This is a genomic window from Stenotrophomonas sp. YJH_SMC_8 (genome assembly GCF_059371315.1).
In genome coordinates this window covers 105,630-125,857 of sequence record NZ_JCAFUL010000002.1, presented here as the reverse complement: position 1 = coordinate 125,857, position 20,228 = coordinate 105,630, and the positions used below count along the sequence as shown (strand labels likewise).

Annotated in this window: 16 protein-coding genes; 10 read left to right on the top strand and 6 right to left on the bottom strand. The window is 67.0% G+C overall.

Features of this window, described 5'->3' with window-relative positions; all coding sequences use genetic code 11:
• Window positions 1-63: 63 nt before the first annotated feature.
• Genes AC5P88_RS02480 through AC5P88_RS02455 form a run of 6 tightly spaced genes read left to right on the top strand, consistent with a single transcriptional unit; the run spans window position 64 to window position 8,775 of the window.
• Window positions 64-1,668 (top strand): glucoamylase family protein, encoded by a 1,605-nt coding sequence (locus AC5P88_RS02480; protein ID WP_049430595.1) that lies wholly within the window; start codon window positions 64-66, stop codon window positions 1,666-1,668.
• Between the two features lie 4 nt (window positions 1,669-1,672).
• Window positions 1,673-3,013 (top strand): sugar ABC transporter substrate-binding protein, encoded by a 1,341-nt coding sequence (locus tag AC5P88_RS02475; protein WP_495224223.1) that lies wholly within the window; start codon window positions 1,673-1,675, stop codon window positions 3,011-3,013.
• Window positions 3,010-3,891 carry a carbohydrate ABC transporter permease gene (locus AC5P88_RS02470; protein ID WP_005410323.1) on the top strand — a complete coding sequence of 294 codons (882 nt, stop codon included), beginning with the start codon at window positions 3,010-3,012 and terminating at the stop codon, window positions 3,889-3,891. The genes AC5P88_RS02475 and AC5P88_RS02470 overlap by 4 nt, the downstream gene beginning before the upstream one ends.
• Window positions 3,888-4,724 (top strand): carbohydrate ABC transporter permease, encoded by an 837-nt coding sequence (locus tag AC5P88_RS02465; RefSeq protein ID WP_049430599.1) that lies wholly within the window; start codon window positions 3,888-3,890, stop codon window positions 4,722-4,724. Before AC5P88_RS02470 ends, AC5P88_RS02465 begins: the two co-directional genes overlap by 4 nt.
• Complete coding sequence (locus AC5P88_RS02460; protein WP_495224221.1) at window positions 4,721-7,888, top strand: discoidin domain-containing protein; 3,168 nt, start codon at window positions 4,721-4,723, stop codon at window positions 7,886-7,888. The genes AC5P88_RS02465 and AC5P88_RS02460 overlap by 4 nt, the downstream gene beginning before the upstream one ends.
• Before the next feature lie 2 nt (window positions 7,889-7,890).
• Window positions 7,891-8,775, top strand: a complete 885-nt coding sequence (locus AC5P88_RS02455; RefSeq protein ID WP_495224219.1) for an endonuclease/exonuclease/phosphatase family protein — start codon at window positions 7,891-7,893, stop codon at window positions 8,773-8,775.
• 144 nt (window positions 8,776-8,919) lie between these two features.
• Here the strand turns inward: AC5P88_RS02455 and AC5P88_RS02450 are convergent, their stop codons facing one another.
• Entirely contained in the window at window positions 8,920-12,189 is a 3,270-nt protein-coding gene (locus AC5P88_RS02450; protein WP_495224218.1) for an Rne/Rng family ribonuclease, read from the bottom strand.
• A gap of 407 nt (window positions 12,190-12,596) precedes the next feature.
• On the opposite strand from AC5P88_RS02450, the gene AC5P88_RS02445 reads away from it, so the two are divergent.
• On the top strand, window positions 12,597-13,571 hold the full coding sequence (locus AC5P88_RS02445) for an RluA family pseudouridine synthase (RefSeq protein WP_029550681.1): 975 nt from the start codon (window positions 12,597-12,599) through the stop codon (window positions 13,569-13,571).
• A 508-nt stretch (window positions 13,572-14,079) separates the two neighbouring features.
• Here AC5P88_RS02445 and zupT read toward each other — a convergent pair.
• The 3 genes from zupT to AC5P88_RS02430 all read right to left on the bottom strand — a co-directional run bounded on the left by zupT (window position 14,080) and on the right by AC5P88_RS02430 (window position 15,751).
• The gene (gene zupT, locus AC5P88_RS02440) at window positions 14,080-14,889 is read right to left on the bottom strand and encodes a zinc transporter ZupT (RefSeq protein ID WP_010486740.1); all 810 of its coding nucleotides are present in this window, start codon (window positions 14,887-14,889) and stop codon (window positions 14,080-14,082) included.
• 98 nt (window positions 14,890-14,987) lie between these two features.
• Window positions 14,988-15,404 (bottom strand): energy transducer TonB, encoded by a 417-nt coding sequence (locus AC5P88_RS02435; RefSeq protein WP_106550976.1) that lies wholly within the window; start codon window positions 15,402-15,404, stop codon window positions 14,988-14,990.
• The gene (locus AC5P88_RS02430; RefSeq protein ID WP_005410315.1) at window positions 15,401-15,751 is read right to left on the bottom strand and encodes a 4a-hydroxytetrahydrobiopterin dehydratase; all 351 of its coding nucleotides are present in this window, start codon (window positions 15,749-15,751) and stop codon (window positions 15,401-15,403) included. Before AC5P88_RS02430 ends, AC5P88_RS02435 begins: the two co-directional genes overlap by 4 nt.
• Window positions 15,752-15,841: 90 nt before the next feature.
• On the opposite strand from AC5P88_RS02430, the gene AC5P88_RS02425 reads away from it, so the two are divergent.
• Both AC5P88_RS02425 and AC5P88_RS02420 read left to right on the top strand, forming a co-directional pair.
• The gene (locus AC5P88_RS02425) at window positions 15,842-16,441 is read left to right on the top strand and encodes an NfuA family Fe-S biogenesis protein (protein WP_049429107.1); all 600 of its coding nucleotides are present in this window, start codon (window positions 15,842-15,844) and stop codon (window positions 16,439-16,441) included.
• 10 nt (window positions 16,442-16,451) lie between these two features.
• A complete protein-coding gene (locus AC5P88_RS02420) occupies window positions 16,452-18,215 on the top strand; it encodes a hypothetical protein (protein ID WP_495224216.1) in 1,764 nt (587 codons plus the stop codon).
• A gap of 132 nt (window positions 18,216-18,347) precedes the next feature.
• Here AC5P88_RS02420 and AC5P88_RS02415 read toward each other — a convergent pair whose 3' ends face one another.
• Together AC5P88_RS02415 and AC5P88_RS02410 are read right to left on the bottom strand one after the other, a co-directional pair.
• Complete coding sequence (locus tag AC5P88_RS02415) at window positions 18,348-18,761, bottom strand: barstar family protein (protein ID WP_049429109.1); 414 nt, start codon at window positions 18,759-18,761, stop codon at window positions 18,348-18,350.
• Window positions 18,761-19,213, bottom strand: a complete 453-nt coding sequence (locus AC5P88_RS02410; protein ID WP_106550989.1) for a guanyl-specific ribonuclease — start codon at window positions 19,211-19,213, stop codon at window positions 18,761-18,763. The genes AC5P88_RS02415 and AC5P88_RS02410 overlap by 1 nt, the downstream gene beginning before the upstream one ends.
• A gap of 220 nt (window positions 19,214-19,433) precedes the next feature.
• Between AC5P88_RS02410 and AC5P88_RS02405 the strand changes: the two genes are divergently transcribed.
• Window positions 19,434-20,045 (top strand): superoxide dismutase, encoded by a 612-nt coding sequence (locus AC5P88_RS02405; protein WP_005410310.1) that lies wholly within the window; start codon window positions 19,434-19,436, stop codon window positions 20,043-20,045.
• Window positions 20,046-20,228 lie beyond the last annotated feature (183 nt).

Here is a 20,228-nt window from a genome sequence, read left to right as displayed (position 1 = left end):
AACGATTTCAGATCATTGGACGTTATGCTTTCCCATCGATCAGACCACCGGAGGAACCGCGCCATGCAGGCACGCCATCTGTTGTCCGCCGCAGCGTTGAGCCTGGCCGTGGCCGCCTGCCAGCCGGCCCAGCAGGAGCCTGCCAAGCCGCGCCCACCGGTGATCCTGATCGAGGCCGACGCGCCGCCGCGGCCGATGAAACCTGAGCTGCCGCCGCTGTTCGATGACATCGAGCGCCGCACCTTCCAGTTCTTCTGGGACACCACCAACGAGATCAACGGGCTGACCCCGGACCGCTACCCGTCGCGGCCGTTCGCCAGCATCGCCTCGGTCGGTTTCGCGCTGACTGCCTATCCGATCGGCATCGAGAACGGCTGGGTCAGCCGCAACCAGGCGATCGACCGCACCCTGACCACGCTGAAGTTTTTCCGCGACGTGCCGATGGGCCCGCAGCGCACCGGCAAGGCCGGCTACAAGGGCTTCTACTACCACTTCCTGGACATGCAGGAAGGCCGTCGCTACGACAGCTGGGTTGAACTGTCTTCGGTGGACACCGCGCTGCTGATGATGGGCGTGCTGTTCGCGCAGTCGTACTACGACGGCGACGATCCGCGCGAGAAGGAGATCCGCCAGATCGCCGACACCCTGTACAAGAAGGTCGACTGGCCCTGGCTGCAGCAGCGTGCGCCGCTGATCTCGATGGGCTGGTTCCCCGAGAGTGGCTTCATCGACCATGACTGGATGGGCTACAACGAGGCGATGATGGTCTACATCCTCGCCCTGGGGTCGCCGACGCACCCGGTCAGCCCGGACGCGTGGACGGTCTGGACGCGTACCTATGACAACGACTGGGGTGTCTACCAGGGCCAGGAATACCTGTCCTTCGGCCCGCTGTTCGGCCACCAGTACAGCCACGTCTGGATCGACTTCCGCGACATCCAGGACGCGTACATGCGCGAGCGCGGCAGCACCTACTTCCTCAACAGCCGCTCGGCCGCGCTGGCCCAGCGCGAGTACGCCATCGCCAACCCGATGCAGTGGAAGGATTACGGCGAGAACGTGTGGGGCCTGACCGCCAGCGATGGCCCGCAGAACACCACGCAGGAGTATCGTGGCGAGCAGCGCCAGTTCCGCCATTACTCTTCGCGCGGCGCCGGCCTGCGCGAGAACTTCGATGACGGCACCATCGCGCCGACTGCCGCGATCGCGTCTGTGGTGTTCGCACCGGAACAGGTGATCCCGGCCACGCTGGAAATGCACAAGCGCTACGGCGATTACATCTATTCCAGCTACGGCTTCCTGGATTCGTTCAACCCCAGCTTCAACTACGACATCCCGATCAAGACCGGCCGCGTGGTGCCTGATCGCGGCTGGGTCGCCAGCGATTACATCGCCATCGACCAGGGGCCGATCCTGACCATGATCGCCAACTACCGCAACGACTTCGTCTGGGAAGTGATGAAGAAGAACCCGTACATCCGCAAGGGGCTGGAACGGGCCGGATTCAGCGGTGGCTGGCTGGCGCCGGAGGGGTCGTTCCAGCCGCTGGAGCTGCAGAAAGACGAAAAGGCCGCGGCGGCACGCGCGGTGGGTATCGCCGAATCACGCGCGGCTGCCGCGCAGGAACAGAAGAACAATGCCAACCGCACCACAGGCCAGGGCAAGTAACCCGATGCCGAACTGGATCGACCGCCTGCGCCGCTGGGCGCTGCCTGCCCTGGCCGCACTGGCCGTGGCCGGCTGCGCCCGCACCGAACCGGGCACCACCACCGTGCGCTTCTGGGCGATGGGCCGCGAAGCCGAGGTGGTCAGCGAGCTGATCCATGAGTTCGAAGCCGAAAACCCCGGCATCAAGGTGGACGTGCAGAACATCCCGTGGACTGCCGCGCACGAGAAGCTGCTGACCGCGTTCGCCGCCGATGGCCTGCCGGATGTCTGCCAGCTCGGCAACACCTGGGTACCGGAGTTTGCCGAGCTCGATGCGCTGACCCCGTTGCAGCCGTTCGTCGATCATTCGGCCGTGGTCGATGAGAAGGATTATTTCCAGGGCATCTGGGATACCAACGTGATCCACCGCGAGCTGGTCGGCGTGCCGTGGTATGTCGACACCCGCCTGATCTACTACCGCAAGGACCTGCTGGCCAAGGCCGGCTACGACCACCCGCCGCGCACGTGGCAGGAGTGGGACGAGCAGATGGCGGCGATCAAGCGCATGCAGGGCCCGAACCGCTATGCGGTGCTGATGCCGATCAACGAGTTCGAGCAGCAGCTGTCGCTGGCGCTGCAGCAGCCCGACCCGCTGCTGCGCGACGATGACACCCGCGGCAACTTCGCCAGCCCGGGCTTCCGCCGCACGCTGGCCTTCTACGCCAACATGTTCGAGCAGGGCTGGGCGCCGAAGATGTCCGAGACGCAGATTTCCAACGTCTGGGACGAGTTCTTCCGTGGCTTCAATGTGTTCTACATCTCCGGCCCCTGGAACATCCGCGAGTTCAAGAAGCTGCAGCCCAAGGAACTGGAAGGGCAGTGGGGCACGGCCGCGCTGCCGGGGCCGGACGGCCCGGGTGCCGGCATCGCCGGAGGCACCAGCCTGGTGATCTTCCGCAAGTCGCAGCAGAAGGAAGCGTCGTGGAAGCTGATCGAGTTCCTGTCGCGCCCGCAGATCCAGGCACGTTTCCATTCGATCATCGGCGACCTGCCGCCACGTCGCAGCACCTGGAGCGCGCCGTCGCTGGCCAACGATCCACTGGCCGCAGCGTTCCGTGACCAGCTGGAGCGGGTCAAGCCGACGCCGAAGGTGCTCGAATGGGAGCGCATCGTGCAGGAAATGCGCATCGTCACCGAGAAGGTGGTGCGCGGTGGCCTGCCGCAGGACAAGGCCGTGGAAGAGCTCGACCAGCGCGTGGACAAGGTGCTGGCCAAGCGCCGCTGGATGCATGAACAACAACGCCTGCAGCAGCGCGTATCGTCGCCGCGATCCAGCAGTGCCGTCGCCGCCGGGAGCGCGCAATGAAACGTACTTCGCTTGCCGGCTGGATCTTCGCCGGCCCCTCGCTGATCGTGCTGGGCGTGTTCTTCGGCCTGCCGGTGGCATCGGCGCTGGCGCTGAGCGTGACCGACTTCGACCTGTATGCGCTGGCCGACAGCAGCAACCTGCGCTTCGTCGGGCTGGGCAACTACATCGACCTGCTGCAGACGCCGATGTTCTGGAAGTCGCTGTGGAATACCACCTACTTCGTGCTGATCGGCGTGCCGTTGTCGATCGGCGTGTCGCTGGGCGCGGCGATGCTGCTCAACGCACCGGCAGCGCGATTCAAGGCGTTGTTCCGCACCGCGCTGTTCGCGCCGGTGGTGACCACGCTGGTGGCGGTGGCGGTGATCTGGCGCTACCTGTTCCATACCAGCTACGGCCTGGTGAACTACGGGCTGGGTCATCTGGGCATCAGCCCGATCGACTGGCTGGGTGATCCCAACTGGGCGATGCCGACCATCATGCTGTTCGCGGTATGGAAGAACTTCGGCTACAACATGGTGATCTTCCTGGCCGGCCTGCAGGCGATCCCGCATGACCTGTACGAGGCCGCGCGCATCGATGGCGCCTCGCGCTGGAAGCAGTTCCTGCACATCACCCTGCCGATGCTCGGCCCGGTGCTGCTGGTGGTCGGGGTGATTACCGTGTCCGGCTACTTCCAGCTGTTCGCCGAACCGTACGTGATGACCCGCGGCGACCCACTGCAGAGCACCGTCAGCGTGCTGTATTTCATGTTCGAGGAAGGCTTCAAGTGGTGGAACCTGGGACGCGCCTCGGCTGTGGCGTTCCTGCTGTTCCTGATCATCCTGGCGGTGACCACCGTGATGCTGCGTTTCGGCCGCAAGAGGCAGTTGGTATGAGTCGTGAAATCGGCCAGTCGCGCTGGTACCCGTGGATGATCAATGGCGCGTTGCTGGTGCTGGCCCTGGTCAGCCTGGCGCCGCTGCTGTGGATGGTGTCGGTCTCGTTCATGCCGCAGGGCGAGGCCAGCCATTTCCCGCCGCCGCTGCTGCCTTCCAGCGTCACCACGCACAACTACCATGAGCTGTTCGCGCGCACCGGCATGGGCGGCAACTTCGCCAACAGCCTGCTGGTGTCGCTCGGCATCACGGTCGGTTCGCTGCTGCTCAACACCATGGCCGGCTATGCGTTCGCCAAGCTGAACTTCGTCGGCCGCGAGCGCTTGTTCCAGGTGCTGATGGCGGCACTGGTGATTCCGGCGCAGGTGGCGATGCTGCCGCTGTTCCTGCTGATGAAGCAGCTGGGGCTGGTCAACAGCTTCGGCGGCGTGATCGTGCCGGCGCTGGCCAGCGTGTTCGGTATCTTCCTTGTGCGCCAGTACGCGCGTTCGATTCCGGACGAACTGCTGGAGGCGGCGCGCATCGACGGGGCAGGGGAGCTGCGCATCTTCTTCCAGATCGTGCTGCCGATGCTCAAGCCGGTGCTGGTGACCCTGGCGATCTTCACCTTCATGGGCGCATGGAACGATTTCATGTGGCCGTTGATCGTGTTGACCGACCAGGAGCACTACACTTTGCCGGTGGCACTGGCCACCCTCTCGCGCGAGCACATCATGGACGTGGAAATGATGATGGCTGGCGCGGTGGTCACCGTGGTCCCGGTGCTGGCGCTGTTCCTGGTGCTGCAGCGGTACTACATCCAAGGTCTGTTGCTGGGGAGCGTCAAGGGATGAAGCGAGCGATCGCCGTTGGACTGGGCCTGTTGTGGACCTCCCTGGCGATCGCCGCACCTCCGGCGCTGCCGGCACCGAAGGTGCTGGACGACTTCGACGACATCGCGGCCTGGAAGCTGGTGCTGTCCGACCAGGTCAGCGGTTCGCTGCGTCCGGTCAGCGGCGCAGGCGGTGGCCGCGCGCTGTGCCTGGACTACGATTTCCACGATGTCTCCGGCTATGTTGGCATCCGTCGCGCGCTGGACATCGAGTACCCGGTCAATTACCGCTTCGGCTTCCAGCTGCGCGGTGATTCACCGGGCAACGACCTGCAGTTCAAGCTGATCGATGCCAGCGGCGACAACGTCTGGTGGGTCAACCGGCCCGGTTACAGCTTCCCCAAGGCGTGGACGCCGGTCGAGTACCGGCGTCGGCAGATCGACAAGGCATGGGGGCCATCGCCCGAGAAGGAGATGGCACGCAGCGCCGCGGTTGAATTCACCATCTACAGCAAGGTCGGCGGCCGCGGCACTGTGTGCTTCGACAAGCTGACCCTGCAGGGCCTGCCGCCGCAGGATGATTCGGCGCTGGTGCCGTCGGTGATCGCCGATACCGCCACCGCGCTGCAGGATCGCATGATCGATGGCAAGAGCGATACGTTCTGGATCAGCGGTGGCGTCAAGCAGCAGACCATCAGCCTGGACCTGCACAAGAGCCGCGAGATCGGCGGTGCGGTGATCGACTGGCTGCCGAACCTGGAAGCGCGCCGCTATACCGTGCGTACCTCCGAAGATGGCCGCGACTGGCGCACCGTGCGCGAGGTGACCAGCGGCGCCGGTGGCCGTGACTGGCTGGCGCTGCCGGATACCGATGCACGCTACGTGCGCTTCGATCTGCAGGATGGCCCGAACTGGCGCTACGGCATCCGTGACATCGCACTGAAGCCGCTGGCGTTCGCCGCCACGCCCAATGCCTTCCTGTCCTCGGTGGCCGCCGATCTGCCGCGTGGCTCGCTGCCGCGTGCCTATGTGGGCGAACAGCCGTACTGGACCCTGCTCGGTCTTGATGGCGGCCAGGAACAGGCGCTGATCAGCGAGGATGGCGCGCTGGAGCCGGCCAAGGGCAGCTTCAGCATCGAGCCGTTCATCCGCCTCGATGGCAAGCTGCTGGACTGGTCAAAGGTCGCCATCACCCAGTCGCTGCAGGATCACTACCTGCCGATCGCCAATGTCGATTGGGTGCATGAAAAGGCCGGCCTGGCGGTGACCGGTTTCGTGCAGGGCACGCCGGAGCGTGCGCAGCTGATCGGCCGCTACCGGCTGAGCAATCCGGACAAGGTGGCGCACGAATACACCCTGGCACTGGCGATCCGGCCGTGGCAGGTCAATCCGCCAACGCAGTTCCTCAATACCGTCGGTGGCTTCAGCCGCATCGATGCACTGGATGTCGGCGAGCAGCTGGTGAGGGTCAACGGTGAGCCGCGCATCTACCCGCTGCAGGTTCCGGATGCGCGCTTTGCCAGCACGTTCGATGGCAAGCTCGATGCGATGCATCTGGCGGACGGCAAGTACCCGGCGGCCACCGCAGTGAAGGACAGCACCGGCATGGCGTCGGGCGCGTTGATCTACACGATCAAGCTCGAGCCCGGCCAGAGCCGCGAGGTGGCGGTGGTACTGCCGCAGACCGGTGGCTGGGCGCCGAAGGCGCTGGACGTGGCCAAGGCGCAGGCGCAGGTGGCCGAGCAGTGGCGGCAGAAGCTGGGCGTGGTCTCGCTGCAGGTACCCGCTGCGGGCCAGCCGCTGGTCGACACCCTGCGCACGGCAGTCGCGCACATGCTGATCTCGCGCGTCGGGCCGCGCCTGCAGCCGGGCACGCGTTCCTATGCCCGCAGCTGGATCCGCGATGGCGCGATGATTTCCGAGGGCCTGCTGCGCATGGGGCGCAGCGATGCGGTGCGTGACTACATCAACTGGTATGCGCCGTACCAGTTCGAGAACGGCAAGGTACCGTGCTGCGTCGACGCGCGCGGCGGCGACCCGGTGCCGGAGAACGACAGCCACGGTGAGCTGATCTACAGCATCGCCGAGTACGGGCGCTATACCGGCGACAGCACTTTCACCGAGCTGATGTGGCCGCACGTGCAGGGCGCTTACACCTACATGGAGCAGCTGCGCGCCAGCGAGCGCACCGAAGAGAACCGCGCGCGCAACCCGGCCTTCTACGGGATGATGCCGGCCTCGATCAGCCACGAAGGCTATTCGGCCAAGCCGATGCATTCGTACTGGGACAACTTCTGGGCGCTGCGCGGCTACAAGGATGCGGCGCTGCTTGCGACCCAGCTGGGCAAGGTCGAGGCGATGCAGATCGCTGAATCGCGTGACCAGTTCCGTGGTGACCTGCAGGCTTCGCTGCTGTCGGCGATGCAGCAGCACAAGATCGACTACCTGCCGGGCTCGGCCGAGCTGGGCGATTTCGATGCGACCTCGACCACCATCGCACTGGCGCCGGGCGGCGAGCAGGGCCGACTGCCGCAGCAGGCGCTGGAGGCGACCTTCGAGCGCTACTGGAAGGAGTTCGTGGCCCGTCGCGATGGCAAGCGGGAGTGGAAGGACTACACCCCGTACGAGTGGCGCAACGTGGCGGCGTTCGTGCGCCTGGGCTGGCGTGACCGCGCCTGGCAGGCCACCGAATTCTTCTTCAAGGACCGTGCGCCGCAGGCCTGGAACCAGTGGGCCGAAGTGGTCTCGCGCACCCCGCGCAAGCCGTTCTTCGTCGGTGACCTGCCGCACGCGTGGGTGGCCTCGGATTTCGTGCGTTCGGCGCTGGACATGTTCGCTTACAACCGCGACATGGACGATGCGCTGGTGCTGGCCGCTGGCGTGCCGAGCGCGTGGCTGCAGGGCGAGGGCATCGCCGTTCAGGGCCTGCGCACGCCGCAGGGCCAGCTCAACTACCGCCTGCAGCGCAGCGACAAGCAGCTGGTGCTGGAGGTACAGCCGGGCCTGCTGCCACCGATCGGTGGCGTGGTGTTGCCGTGGCCGTACGCCGGTGATCCGGGCGAGGCGACCATCAACGGTGAAGCGGCCGAATGGGTCAACAAGGAACTGCACGTGCACCAGCTGCCGGCGCGGGTCGAGATCGATGTACCGAGCGCGGTGCGCCGCGCCGAGCGCAAGGGGCAGTAACGATGAAGCAGCAGGGGGCAAGGGTGCGCACGACCGTGCGTGCCCTGGGGCTGGCAATTGCATTGGCATTGCCGGGCGCGGTGATGGCGGCCGAGCCGGCCGCCGCGGCAGCGGCTGACGTTGCCACCGCGCCAGGCATGAGCATGGTCACCTTCAACCTGCATCATGACCGCGAGGACTGGCCAAGCCGCCGCCGCACCATCCTGGCCGAGCTCAAGCGCCTGCAGCCGGATGCGGTTGCCCTGCAGGAGGTGATCCAGCGCCGCAACGTGCGAAACCAGGCGCAATGGCTGGCCAGCCAGCTCGGCTACAAGTACGTGTTCGTGTCCACCGATCCGGTCGGCGCGCCCAAACGCTACGGCAATGCATTGCTGACCCGGCGGCCGATTCTTGCCCACGGCGATCATCTGCTGCAGCCATTGGATGACTACCGCACGGTTGCCCACCTGCGCATCGACGTCGACGGTACGCCGGTGAATGTCTACGCCACGCATCTCAACGAGCGCAGTGACGAGAACGGGCAACGCATCCGCCGCAGCCAGGTCGAGGACCTGCTGCGCTTCATCGCTGCAACGTCGGCCGGTGCACCGGTGGTGATTGCTGGCGACTTCAATGCACTGGTGGATGCCGGCGACCTGAGCGAGCTGCGCAGCCACTACGGCGACAGCTACGGCAGCGTGCACGTGAACACCGACCTTGCCGGGGTCAGTACGCTCAACCGCCACTATTACCAGGCGCCCTCACGGATCGACCACATCTTCTTCCAGCAGGGCGAGATGGTTGCGCGCGAGGCGAAGATCCTGTTCGACCAGCCCGACGACAGCGGTCGCTGGGCCTCGGACCACTACGGCGTGTGGACCCGCCTGCAGTTCGCGCCGAAACCCTGAGCACACCTGCTTTCGGTAGGTGCCAACCCTGGTTGGCGCGAACAACGGCACCGACCAAGGTCGGCAACCGCCACGGCGCGGCACAAACAGAAACGGCGGGGATCATCGATCCCCGCCGTTTCGTTTCACGCGATCAAAGATTGATCAGTTCGCCGGCGGCGTGCGCTTGGCGGCCTCTTCATCTTCTTCGTCGGCCTTGGCTTCGGCGGCCTGGGCGGCAGCGTCGGTGTGGCCATCGGCGACCGGGTCGATCGACGGCGTCACCACCGCCTCGGCGACCGGGGCAGCGGCTTCGACCGGAGCGGCTTCCACCACCACCGGGGCGACCGGCTGTTCGGCGACCACGACGGGCTCCACGACCGGCTTCGCTTCAACCACCGGAGCAACCTCCACGGCCACCGGTGGCTGGGCTTCGACTACCGGGGCGGCTTCAACCACCGGAGCAGCCTCGGTAACGGCGGGCCTGGCTTCTGCCACCGGTGCAGCCTCGACTGCCGCCGGCTTCGCTTCGATCACCGGAGCGACCTCAATCACCGGGGCTGCTTCAACCGCGACCGGCTTTGCTTCGAGCGCCGGAGCAGCAGCGGCCACCGGCTGCGCCGGGGTTGCTGCATCGATGGCGTCGAGCATGCTGGTCTGCACCGGCGAGGACACCGGCTCAGCCTTCGCTGCGGTATCGACCGGCGCCGGCACTTCGGCGGTGATCGGTGCGGCAGCCTCGACCACGGCGCTGCTCACCACCGCGACCGGCGCGGCGACAACAGCGGCGGCAGCGCGGGCCGGCTTCTCGGCTTCGACAGCGACCGGCTCGGCTTCGTCATCGAAGTCGAACTCCGGCTGCGAACGGGCCGGCTGTGCAACAGCGGCCGCCGCAGTGCCGGCAGTGCTGTCGATGTTCGGCTCGGCGCCATCGGCGTCATCACCGTCATCACCATCGTCCTGGTCATCACCCAGGGAATCGCTGCCGGCGGCGTTCTCGGCGCCACCGCGACGACGACGACGGCCACCACGACGGCCACGGCGACGGCGGGTCGCGCCTTCGCCTGCCTGCTCGCCATTGGCGTCGGTTGCAGCCTCCTCACCGGCAACCGCAATCACCTCGGCCTCGCTGGCAGCGTTGGCAGCGGTCTCGACCGGTGCTGCGGCGTCCACCGGAGCGGCGGCCATCGGCGCAACCGGAGCAGTGGCTTCCTGCGCGGTCACCACATTGGCGGCGACGGCGGTGGCGGCCACGGCTGCTGCCGCGGTCACGGCTTCGGCCGGTGCATCGACGGCGTTGCGCTGCGGCTTCTCGGCCGGCTTGTCACCGTCCTGCTGCTGCGGACGCGGCTGCTTGGGCTGCTTCAGCTTCGGCTGCTGCTGGTTCTGGCCCTGCTGCTCGTTGCGCGGCTTGTTCTGCTGCTGCGGCTGCTGCTGGCCATCCTTCTGCTGCGGTTCCTTCTGCTTGCCCTGCTGCGGCTGCTGCTGGGCATTGCCGTTGTTGCCGTTGCGGCCGTCCTTGTTGCGCTGCTCACCACGGTCCTTGCGGTTGCCGCCATCCTTCTGCTGCTGCGCGTTGCCGTTGCCACCGTTGCCACGGTTTTCGTCGCGACGGTCCTTGCGGTCCTTGTTGCGATCCTTGTTGCGGTCCTTGCGGCCGCCATCCTGCTGCTGGCGGGCGGCCGGAGCCGCCGGTGCCGGTGCCGGCGCCGGTTCGCCACCGAACACGCGCTTGAGCCAACCGATCACGCCGCCCGCCGGGGCCGGCGCAACAGGCGCTGCAGCGACCGGAGCCGGGGCCACTGCGGCCGGTTCCACTTCCTCGCGCACCGGGGCGGGGGAGGTGTGCTTGACCTGGGTCACCGCCGGCGGCGGGATGTTCAGCTGGCCCTTGGTCAGCGCGTGCACCGGCAGCTTGCGCGGGGTGCCGCGCTGGTAGCTGGGCTTGTTGCTCTCTTCACCCAGCTCGTTCTCGCGCAGGCGGGTGACGGTGTAGTGCGGGGTGTGCAGCTGCTCGTCGGCGACGATCACGATCGGCGCCTCGTGGCGCTGCTCGATCTCGCGCAGGGCGCTGCGCTTCTCGTTCAGCAGGTAATTGGCGATCTCCACCGGGGCCTGTACCAGCACCTGCCCGGTGTTCTCCTTCATCGCATGCTCTTCAGCCACGCGGATGATCGACAGCGACAGCGACTCGACGCTGCGCATGCGGCCATGGCCGTCACAACGCGGGCAGACGATCTGGCTGGATTCACCCAGGCTCGGGCGCAGGCGCTGGCGGCTCATTTCCAGCAGGCCGAAGCGCGAGATGCGGCCGACCTGGACGCGCGCGCGGTCGTACTTCAGCGCGTTGGCCAGGCGGTTCTCGACCTCACGCTGGTGCTTGTTGGAGGCCATGTCGATGAAGTCGATCACCACCAGGCCGCCCAGGTCACGCAGGCGCAGCTGGCGGGCCACTTCCTCGGCCGCTTCCAGGTTGGTCTGGAACGCGGTGTCCTCGATGTCGCTGCCCTTGGTGGCGCGCGAGGAGTTCACGTCGACCGCGGTCAGCGCTTCGGTCTGGTCGACCACGATCGAGCCGCCCGACGGCAGGCGCACGTTGCGCTCGTAGGCGCCTTCGATCTGCGATTCGATCTGGAAGCGGTTGAACAGCGGGATGTCGTCCTTGTAGTGCTTGAGCTTGCGCAGGGTCTGCGGCATCACCTGCTGCATGAACTCGCGGGCGTGCTCGTACATCTCCTCGGTGTCCACCAGGATCTCGCCGATGTCGGCGCGCAGGTAGTCACGCAGGGCGCGCACGATCAGGCGCGATTCCTGGTAGATCAGGAACGGGGCCGGCTTGCTCAGCGCGGCCTCGGCGATGGCGCGCCAGACGTTGAGCAGATAGTCCAGATCCCACTGCAGCTCTTCCGCATCGCGGCCGACGCCGGCGGTACGGATGATCACGCCCATGTCATCAGGGATGTTCAGCTTGTCCAGGGCGTCCTTCAGGGCGGCACGGTCTTCGCCCTCGATGCGACGGGAGACACCGCCGGCGCTGGGCGAGTTCGGCATCAGCACCATGTAGCGGCCGGCCAGCGAGATGAACGTGGTCAGGGCGGCGCCCTTGTTGCCACGCTCTTCCTTGTCGACCTGGACGACGATCTCCTGGCCTTCCTTCAGCAGTTCGCGGATGCCGGCCTTGTTGTGGTCGACGCCGGCCTGGAAGTAGTCGCGGGAGATTTCCTTCAGCGGCAGGAAGCCATGGCGGCCACCACCGTATTCGACGAAGGCCGCTTCCAGCGAGGGCTCGATGCGGAAGATCCGGCCCTTGTAGATGTTGGACTTCTTCTGTTCCTTCGACGGCTGTTCGATGTCGATGTCATACAACGACTGGCCATCCACGATGGCAACACGCAGCTCTTCAGCCTGCGTGGCGTTGATCAGCATTCGCTTCATTGTTGCGTTCCTCGCAAGCGGCTACCGCGCGGAACGCCATGGGGTTTCGCCTCTGGACACGGTTCGCCGCCCATTCGCGCAAGCGCGGGGAGGGCGGCTTGGGTTTCCAGCGCTACGACACCACGGCAGGCCGCGGGAGCGCTTCACTCTTATGGGTTTTGGGGTGTTACAGGCCGCAGGCAGCTGTCAGCCAGGCTGGAGCGCCACGCGGGACATGTTCAGCACGGTTGCGTGTCAGGCATCCGGCGATGGCCGGGAAGGCCGGTGAGCCGCTAACATGGCCGCCCCGCGGGCGGTGGTCGCGCACTGTGCCGGATTCGTCGGAAGCTGGGCTTCTGGCCCTGAGTAACTTCCAACGAAATCAATCCCTTATCTCGCCCCCCGAGTGTAACAGAATAAACAGCCTGATGACCGCCCAAGACCCGACCAAACCCGCTGGCGACAAGCCTTCCGTGCGCATGATCACCGTTCCCGCCGACCGCGCCGGCCAGCGCCTGGACAACTTCCTGCTTGGCCAGCTGAAGGGCGCCCCGCGCAGCCTGGTCTACAAGCTGGTGCGCAGCGGCCAGGTGCGGGTGAATGGCGGCCGTGCCAAGGCCGAACGCAAGTTGGAGGCGGGTGACGAGGTGCGTGTGCCGCCGGTTCGTCTCAGCGAAGAGGGAGACAAGGCCGGTCCTCCGGAGGCGTTCATGCGCCGCCTGGAGCAGGCCATCGTCTTCGAGGACGCCCGCCTGCTGGCCCTGAACAAGCCCACCGGCGTGGCCAGCCACGGTGGCAGCGGCATCAGCTTCGGCGCCATCGAGACCCTGCGCGCGCTGCGCCCGGGGCAGACTCTGGAACTGGTCCACCGGCTGGACCGCGACACCTCGGGCCTGCTGATCGTGGCCAAGAAGCGCTCGGCGCTGAGCGAACTGCAGGCCCTGCTGCGTGAAGACCACGGTGCCGGCATCCGCAAGCGCTACCTGACCCTGCTGGCCGGGCGCATGCCCGACGGCGTGATGACGGTCGATGCGCCGCTGCATGTCGGCCTGCGCCAGGGTGGCGAGCGCCATGTGCAGGTCAACGCGATCGGCAAGGAATCGATCAGCCACTTCCGGGTGCTGGAGCGCCGCGGCGGCCATTCCTACTGCGAGGTGCGCATCGAGACCGGCCGCACCCACCAGATCCGCGTGCATGCCCAGCACCTGGGGCATCCGGTGGCCGGTGACGACAAATACGGCGATCCTGCGGTCAACAAACGGCTTCGTGAGCAGATCGGGCTGAAACGACTGTTCCTGCACGCGGCCTCGCTGGAGTTCGCACTGGACGACGGCAAGAGCCCGTATGTGCTGAACGCGCCGCTGGCGGATGAGCTGGTCGAGGCGCTGGACCGCCTGAAGTAACCTCTGCGAGGGGCTGACCGGCCAACGGGCGGAGCCCCCTCGCGGCTGGCCTCCAAAGCGGGATTCCGGTTTTGGTCGGTCCGGGTGGGTTGGCGGGGGACGCCGTGAACCCATCCTTGGGGGCTTGGCCGCGGCATCCATGCCGCGGACACCCCCGCCAACCCACCCGGACCGCCCTTCGACAGATCGCGTGCGCGTCAGCCACGGAACATCAAAAGAAAAGCAGACCCGGGCCGCGCGGCGGCCCGGGTAGAGTCGAGCCACGCTCGACTCACGCGCGCAGCGCGGGCTTCGCTTTTTCATTCTTTCATCGCGCGGCTGGCACGCACGGAAAAATGACGGGGCACGGGCGGGGGCGGCTTGCAGGGGTGTCCGCCGCATGGATGCGGCGGCCAAGCCTCCATGGATGGATTCACGGCGTCCCCTGCAAGCCGGCCCCGCCCGTGACCTCTCGATACTGCGGTACGTACCAGCCGCGAGGGGGCTCAGCCCGTTGGCCGCAACCCCTTCACCACTTGAACAACACCAGGCTGATCGCCAGCGTGCCCATGCCCGCCACCAGGCCGTATACGGTTTCGTGGCCCTTGGCATATCGCTTGGCCGCCGGCAGCAGCTCATCCAGCGCCAGGAACACCATCACGCCTGCGATCAGTCCGAACACCCAGCCAAACGTAGCGTGCGACAGCGATCCTGACAGCAGCCAGTAGCCCAGCGCCGCGCCCACCGGCTCGGCCAGGCCGGACAGCAGGCTGGCACTGAACGCATAGAACTTGTTCTGGGTGGCGAAGTACACCGGCACCGCGATCGCGATGCCCTCGGGAATGTTGTGGATGGCGATGGCGAAGGCCAGCGGCATGCCCACCGACGGGCTTTCCAGGGTGGCGAAGAAGGTCGCCAGCCCTTCCGGGAAATTGTGCGCGGTGATCGCGACCGAGGTCAGCAGTGCGACCCGCTTCAGGTACTCGCGGCTGTTCTCGCGGAACGCAGGATCCTGTTTGTCCAGGCTGTCATGCGGGTTGGGAATGAAGTGGTCGATCAGCACGATCACGATCACGCCCAGCAGGAACGCCAGGGTGCCGTAGGTGAAGCCGGTGCGCTCGCCATAGGCCAGGGCGAACGATGCGATCGACTTGTTGAGGATTTCCGACAGCGACACATAGACCATCGCGCCGCCGGCGAAGGCCAGGCCGAACGCCAGCAGGCGCGGATTGGGGCGGCGCGAGAACAGCACCAGCAGGCTGCCGATGGCGGTAGCGAGGCCGGCCGCAAGGGTGACCGCCAGCGCGATCCAGATGTTTTCGGGGGGAATCTGCAGCATGTACCGACGCGGTCCTGGTCAACAGACAGCCGCCCCGGGCAAGGCCGGGGCGGCGAGGGCGAGGCGGGCGTCGGCTGGCCTCGTCGGGGCGCGGGCGGTCAGCCGCCGCGGCGCAGGCGTTCTTCGATGGCGAAGCACTGGTCCGGCTTCGGCTGCGGTGGGTTGAAGCTGACCGGCACCTGGATGGTGGCCGGCACCGGCTGGCCGTTGCGGGTGGCCGCGTTGAACTGCCAGCCCTGCACGGCGGTCTTGGCCAGCTCGTCCAGCTGCGGGTTGCCGGCGCCGGTCAACAGGGCCACGTCGCTCGGCTTGCCATCGGTGCCGATGGTCACCTTGAAGGTGCTGGTGCCACCCACGCCCATGCAGGCCAGTTCAAGCGGGTACTGCGGCGGCGGCGTCTTCACCGCGGCCACTTCGGTCGGCGGCGGCGGGGGCGGTGCCGGCGGCTCGGACGGGCCACAGCCGGCCAGGCCGGTCGCAGCGATCAGGGACAGGCTCAGCAAACGTACGTTCATGGCAGTTGCTCCGTCAGGGCCGAAGTCTTTGCAGCGCAGATGAAGTCGTTCTCGCTCAGGCCGCCCACGTCGTGGGTGGAAAAGCGCACGACCGCGCGGTCGTAGTGCACGCCCAGGTCCGGATGATGGTCCTCGCGGTGGGCAATCCAGGCCAGCGCGTTCACGAAGGCCATGGTGGCGTAGTAATCCTTGAAGCGGAAGGTGCGCGTCAGGGCCTGTCCGCCCTCGCTCAGCTCCCAGCCGGGAATCTGCGGCAGCAGTTCGGCCAGGCGGGCCTCGCCCAGCTTGTGGTCGCTGCCTTTGCGCGGCACGCAACGGGCCTGGGCCAGTGGAATCAGGTCGGCCATGGGAATCTCCACCTCGTGTTGACTGAACAATGCGCCGGACGGTGTATAAACCGAATGAGCGGCTGACGCTTACTTGGCTAGAATAGCCTGATGATCCAGATCTCCGACACTGCCCAGACCCATTTCCGCAAGCTGATCGAACGCGAGGGCGTGCCCGGCATGGGCGTGCGCCTCAGCGCGGTCGATCCTGGCACTCCGCGCGCCGACGCCCGGCTGGAGTTCGCCGAGCCGGCCGACCTGCTCGGTGACGAGTGGGCGGTGGACTGCGATGGCTTCACCCTGTATGTCGATGCCAGCAGCGTTGGCTGGCTCGATGGCGCCGAGATCGACATCGTCGCCGGCAGTGCCGGTACCCAGCAGCTGACCATCAAGGCGCCGCGCATCAAGGGCGAAGCACCCGGCGATGCCGCCTCGCTGGTCGAGCGCGTGCACTGGGTGGTGGAAAACGAAATCAATCCGCAGCTGGCCTCGCATGGCGGCAAGGTGGCCGTGCAGGAAGTCTCGGCCGAAGGCGTGGTGCTGCTGCGCTTCGGTGGTGGCTGCCAGGGCTGCGGCATGGCCGACGTGACCCTCAAGCAGGGCATTGAAAAGACCCTGATGGGCCGCGTGCCGGGCGTGACCGCCGTGCGCGACGCGACCGACCACGACAGTGGCCACGCGCCGTATATCCCTCGCGGCAACGCCGCCTGATCGCTGACGCGTGCCTCTGACCCGGGCCGAGCAATTCATCGACCTGCTGCTGGCCCGCCAGCAGCCCAGGGCCGTCCTCGAGAAAACCACGCGCCTGCCGTATGGCTGGGCGCTGTGGCTGCGCTCGCTCGGTCCGTTGCCGCGGCCGCTGCATGCCAGCGAGTTGATCGCGGTGCTGCTGCCGCGACCGCTGCCAGGGCCGCCCGGGCAATTGCCCCGGTTGTCACCCTGGCAAGCACTGCGCCGTCTGTTCTGGCAGGACTGGGATGCTGCGCCGCGCGACCAGCGCTGGATGCGCTGGATCTCGGCATTGGCCAGTGCGCTGCTGCACCTGCTGTTCTTCATGCTGCTGCTATGGGTGGCAGTGATCCGCACCACGGCACCGGAAGAAGAAGGCGCCGAGGGCGAGCGCGTGCAGGTGGAGTTCGTCGGTCGCGCCACCCAGGAGGGCGGCGGCGATCAGCCGGGTGCCGAGGCGGCGGCGGCTGCACCGCCGGGCCAGGTTGCAGCTGGCCAGAACGCAGGGGCCGCAACGGCGCCTGAGCCGCGTCCTGCGTCCGCGTCGGCAGCTGCGTCCGCTCCCGCTCCGGCTGCAACGGCCAGCGTGCCACCGCCGCCCGCCGAATCCGAGCCAGCGCCGGTCGCGGCACCGCCACCGTCACCGGTGCAGGCCACCGAAGTGGCCGAGGCCAGTACGGATTTCGTGGTGCCACCGGTCAGCGTGCCGCGCACCGAGGTCAGCATCGTGCCGCGCGACACCACACCGACGGTGCGCGAGCGCAGCGTGCAGCCGGTGCAGGCGCCGCCGACCCCAGCCACACTGCGTGCGCCGGAGATTGCGGTGCGGGCACCGCAGCTGCGTGACATTCCGGTGCAGGAGCGCGAAGTCAGCACGGTCGATGCACCGGCGGTATCGCAGCCGCTGCGCACGGCCGATGTACAGGTCCGTGTGCCGCAGCGCGACGTGCAGGTGCGCGAGCGCGAAGTGCAGGCCGTGGTCGATCCGCAGGTACGGATGGCTGCTGTGGCCGGGCGTGAGCCGACCGTGCGTGCGCCGGCGGGCCGTGACCTGCAGGTGCGCGAGCGCGAAGTTGCGTCGGCACCCGCGGCGGCGCCTTCAACGTCCAGCGGCAGCGCGCCAGCGGCAACGGCGGCGCCTGCGGCCGGCACTGCAAGCCAGGCCAGCAGCAGTACGCCACGGTCGTCCGCCTCCAGCACGACACCGGCCCAGGCCGGCGCGCGTCCGGCTCCCAACCCGGGCAACTGGGCCACGCCTGCCAAGGGCGACGACTGGGGCGCGTCGAGCCGCAACCACGACGGCGCCAGCAGCGGCGCAAGCCAGGCCAGTACCGCCGGCAAGGGCAATGGCCTGTTCAATGCCGATGGCAGCGTGCGCGTGCCGGGGCAGCAGGGTGACGGGCACGCCGAGCGTGGCGCCCCCGGTGGCGCCAACGATGGCTGGAGCAAGGAGCGCATCGCGCAGTCCGGTACCTGGTTGAAGCGGCCGCCGTACGATTACACGCCGACTTCGTTCGACAAGTACTGGGTGCCGCAGGAATCACTGCTGGCCGAATGGGTGCGCAAGGGCATCAAGTCGATGGAGATTCCGTTGCCGGGCACCGGTACGAAGATCTCCTGTGTGATCTCGATACTGCAGGCGGGTGGTGGCTGTGGCCTCACCAATCCGAACATGCAGGACCAGCCGGCCGTGGCACGGCCGCCGCCGGACATCCCGTTCAAGAAAGAGCTGCAGGAAGATAACGGCAGTCGCTAGCGGCGATGCCGGGTCAACTCTCATCCACGCGTGGCGTGGATCTACCGATTCGTTGCAGGTAGCGCCGGGCCATGCCCGGCGGTGGTGTGCACGCAGCGATGCGCACTCGCCGGGCGCGGCCCGGCGCTACCGTCACGCACTCTGCGACAGGAACACCCAGAACGGCACATCGCGGCCGACCCAGTCGCGGCTGGCTTCATCCATCACGTCCAGCAGGGTGTCGAAGTCCTTCTGGGTGGCGGCACGCAGTGCATCCACGTCGGCCAGGAACAGCGCGTAGCCGTTGGCCGGCAGCCATTGCAGGTCGCGCAGGTTGTCCGACAGCGCATCCCAGTTGCCGCCGAAGCCCGCCGGGAAATCCAGCTGCGCCGCCAGCCGTGCGAGCAAGGTGCGCTTGTCGGCCACCCCTTCCAGATCGATGCGGATCACCTTCAGGCCGGCGTCGCGCATCGCGGCGGCCAATGCGCTGATGTCGTCGCTGTCGATGGCGTAGACGCCAGCGTTGTTGATGTCATGCAGGCCGAGGCCGAAATCGTCATGGCTCATCACTGCGCTCCCTGGGCCGGTACGGTGAAGCTGCGGAATGATTCGTAGTGGTCGTCGGTGTAGTACCACGCCTCCGCCGGATCACCGCCGGTGACGATGCGGCGCGTGCCACGGGTGCGTGCGCCGGGGGTGTCCACGGTGTATTCGCGGTAGTAACCGCGCGGGCGCTGCGGCAGCTGTTGTTCGCGGTTGCCGAAGGTGCTGCCGTCCTGGCGGTGCGGGAACGGCCCGCCGCGCTGGATCAGGGCGATGGTCTGCCGGGCTTCGGCGGGCAGGAAGGCGGGCAGGCCGCTGTCATTGTCTGCACCGGCAGCGGCCGGTGCACGCGCGGCGGGTGTGCCCTGCAGGTCCGGTGCGAACTGCGGCGCCGGTGGGCGCTGCATGAAATGGTTGACGACCAGGCCGAGCAGCAGCAGGGCGATGGCGGTGATCAGCAGCCGGGGGTTGCGCATGGGCAGGGGCGGGCAGGGGTGGTGGCAGGCACTGTAGCGCTCCTGCGCTGCACGGTGCATGAGGAGCGCGGTGCGTCACCGCTGCGTAACAATTGCCGTCGTGCTCACTGGCAGGACGCAATTTCCTTTACATCCCCCTTGGTAATCTGGCGGTCTGTCCCCATCATTCACCGCGCAACGCCCGACACCGTCGGGTGCCCTCGCAATCAGGAGATGCATCATGGCCTACACCCTGCCCAAGCTGTCCTACGCCTACGACGCGCTGGAACCGCATATCGATGCGGCGACGATGGAAATCCATCACACCAAGCATCACCAGACCTACATCAACAACGTCAACGCGGCGCTGGAAGGCACCGAGTACGCTGACCTGCCGGTCGAAGAGCTGGTGAAGAAGCTCAAGTCGCTGCCGGAGAACCTGCAGGGCCCGGTGCGCAACAACGGTGGCGGCCATGCCAACCACTCGCTGTTCTGGACCGTGATGGCGCCGAACGCGGGCGGCAACCCGGTGGGTGACGTGGCCAAGGCCATCGACAAGGACCTGGGCGGTTTCGACAAGTTCAAGGACGCCTTCACCAAGGCCGCGCTGACCCGTTTCGGCAGCGGCTGGGCATGGCTGAGCGTGACCCCGGACAAGAAGGTCGTGGTCGAGAGCACCGGCAACCAGGACAGCCCGCTGATGGAAGGCAACACGCCGATCCTGGGCCTGGACGTGTGGGAACACGCGTACTACCTGAAGTACCAGAACCGCCGTCCGGAATACATCGGCGCGTTCTTCAACGTCATCGACTGGAACGAAGTCGAGCGCCGTTACCAGGAAGCGATCGCCTGATCTACGTGACTGGATGAACTGAAAAGGCCGGGGGAGACCCCGGCCTTTTTTGTTTCCCGGATGCTGGACGTCGGGTAGGACCTGGTGGGTGCCGACCTTGGTCGGCACGGAGGCACCTGCGCGCGCGGCAGGGATGTGCCGACCAAGGTCGGCACCCACCGTCGGCACCCACAACCGGCACCC

Coding starts and splice junctions, on each gene's coding strand:
- AC5P88_RS02480 (WP_049430595.1), top strand. CDS start 64: ATGCAGGCACGCCATCTGTTGTCCGCCGCAGCGTTGAGCCTGGCCGTG.
- AC5P88_RS02475 (WP_495224223.1), top strand. CDS start 1,673: ATGCCGAACTGGATCGACCGCCTGCGCCGCTGGGCGCTGCCTGCCCTG.
- AC5P88_RS02470 (WP_005410323.1), top strand. CDS start 3,010: ATGAAACGTACTTCGCTTGCCGGCTGGATCTTCGCCGGCCCCTCGCTG.
- AC5P88_RS02465 (WP_049430599.1), top strand. CDS start 3,888: ATGAGTCGTGAAATCGGCCAGTCGCGCTGGTACCCGTGGATGATCAAT.
- AC5P88_RS02460 (WP_495224221.1), top strand. CDS start 4,721: ATGAAGCGAGCGATCGCCGTTGGACTGGGCCTGTTGTGGACCTCCCTG.
- AC5P88_RS02455 (WP_495224219.1), top strand. CDS start 7,891: ATGAAGCAGCAGGGGGCAAGGGTGCGCACGACCGTGCGTGCCCTGGGG.
- AC5P88_RS02450 (WP_495224218.1), bottom strand. CDS start 12,189: ATGAAGCGAATGCTGATCAACGCCACGCAGGCTGAAGAGCTGCGTGTT.
- AC5P88_RS02445 (WP_029550681.1), top strand. CDS start 12,597: ATGACCGCCCAAGACCCGACCAAACCCGCTGGCGACAAGCCTTCCGTG.
- zupT (WP_010486740.1), bottom strand. CDS start 14,889: ATGCTGCAGATTCCCCCCGAAAACATCTGGATCGCGCTGGCGGTCACC.
- AC5P88_RS02435 (WP_106550976.1), bottom strand. CDS start 15,404: ATGAACGTACGTTTGCTGAGCCTGTCCCTGATCGCTGCGACCGGCCTG.
- AC5P88_RS02430 (WP_005410315.1), bottom strand. CDS start 15,751: ATGGCCGACCTGATTCCACTGGCCCAGGCCCGTTGCGTGCCGCGCAAA.
- AC5P88_RS02425 (WP_049429107.1), top strand. CDS start 15,842: ATGATCCAGATCTCCGACACTGCCCAGACCCATTTCCGCAAGCTGATC.
- AC5P88_RS02415 (WP_049429109.1), bottom strand. CDS start 18,761: ATGAGCCATGACGATTTCGGCCTCGGCCTGCATGACATCAACAACGCT.
- AC5P88_RS02410 (WP_106550989.1), bottom strand. CDS start 19,213: ATGCGCAACCCCCGGCTGCTGATCACCGCCATCGCCCTGCTGCTGCTC.
- AC5P88_RS02405 (WP_005410310.1), top strand. CDS start 19,434: ATGGCCTACACCCTGCCCAAGCTGTCCTACGCCTACGACGCGCTGGAA.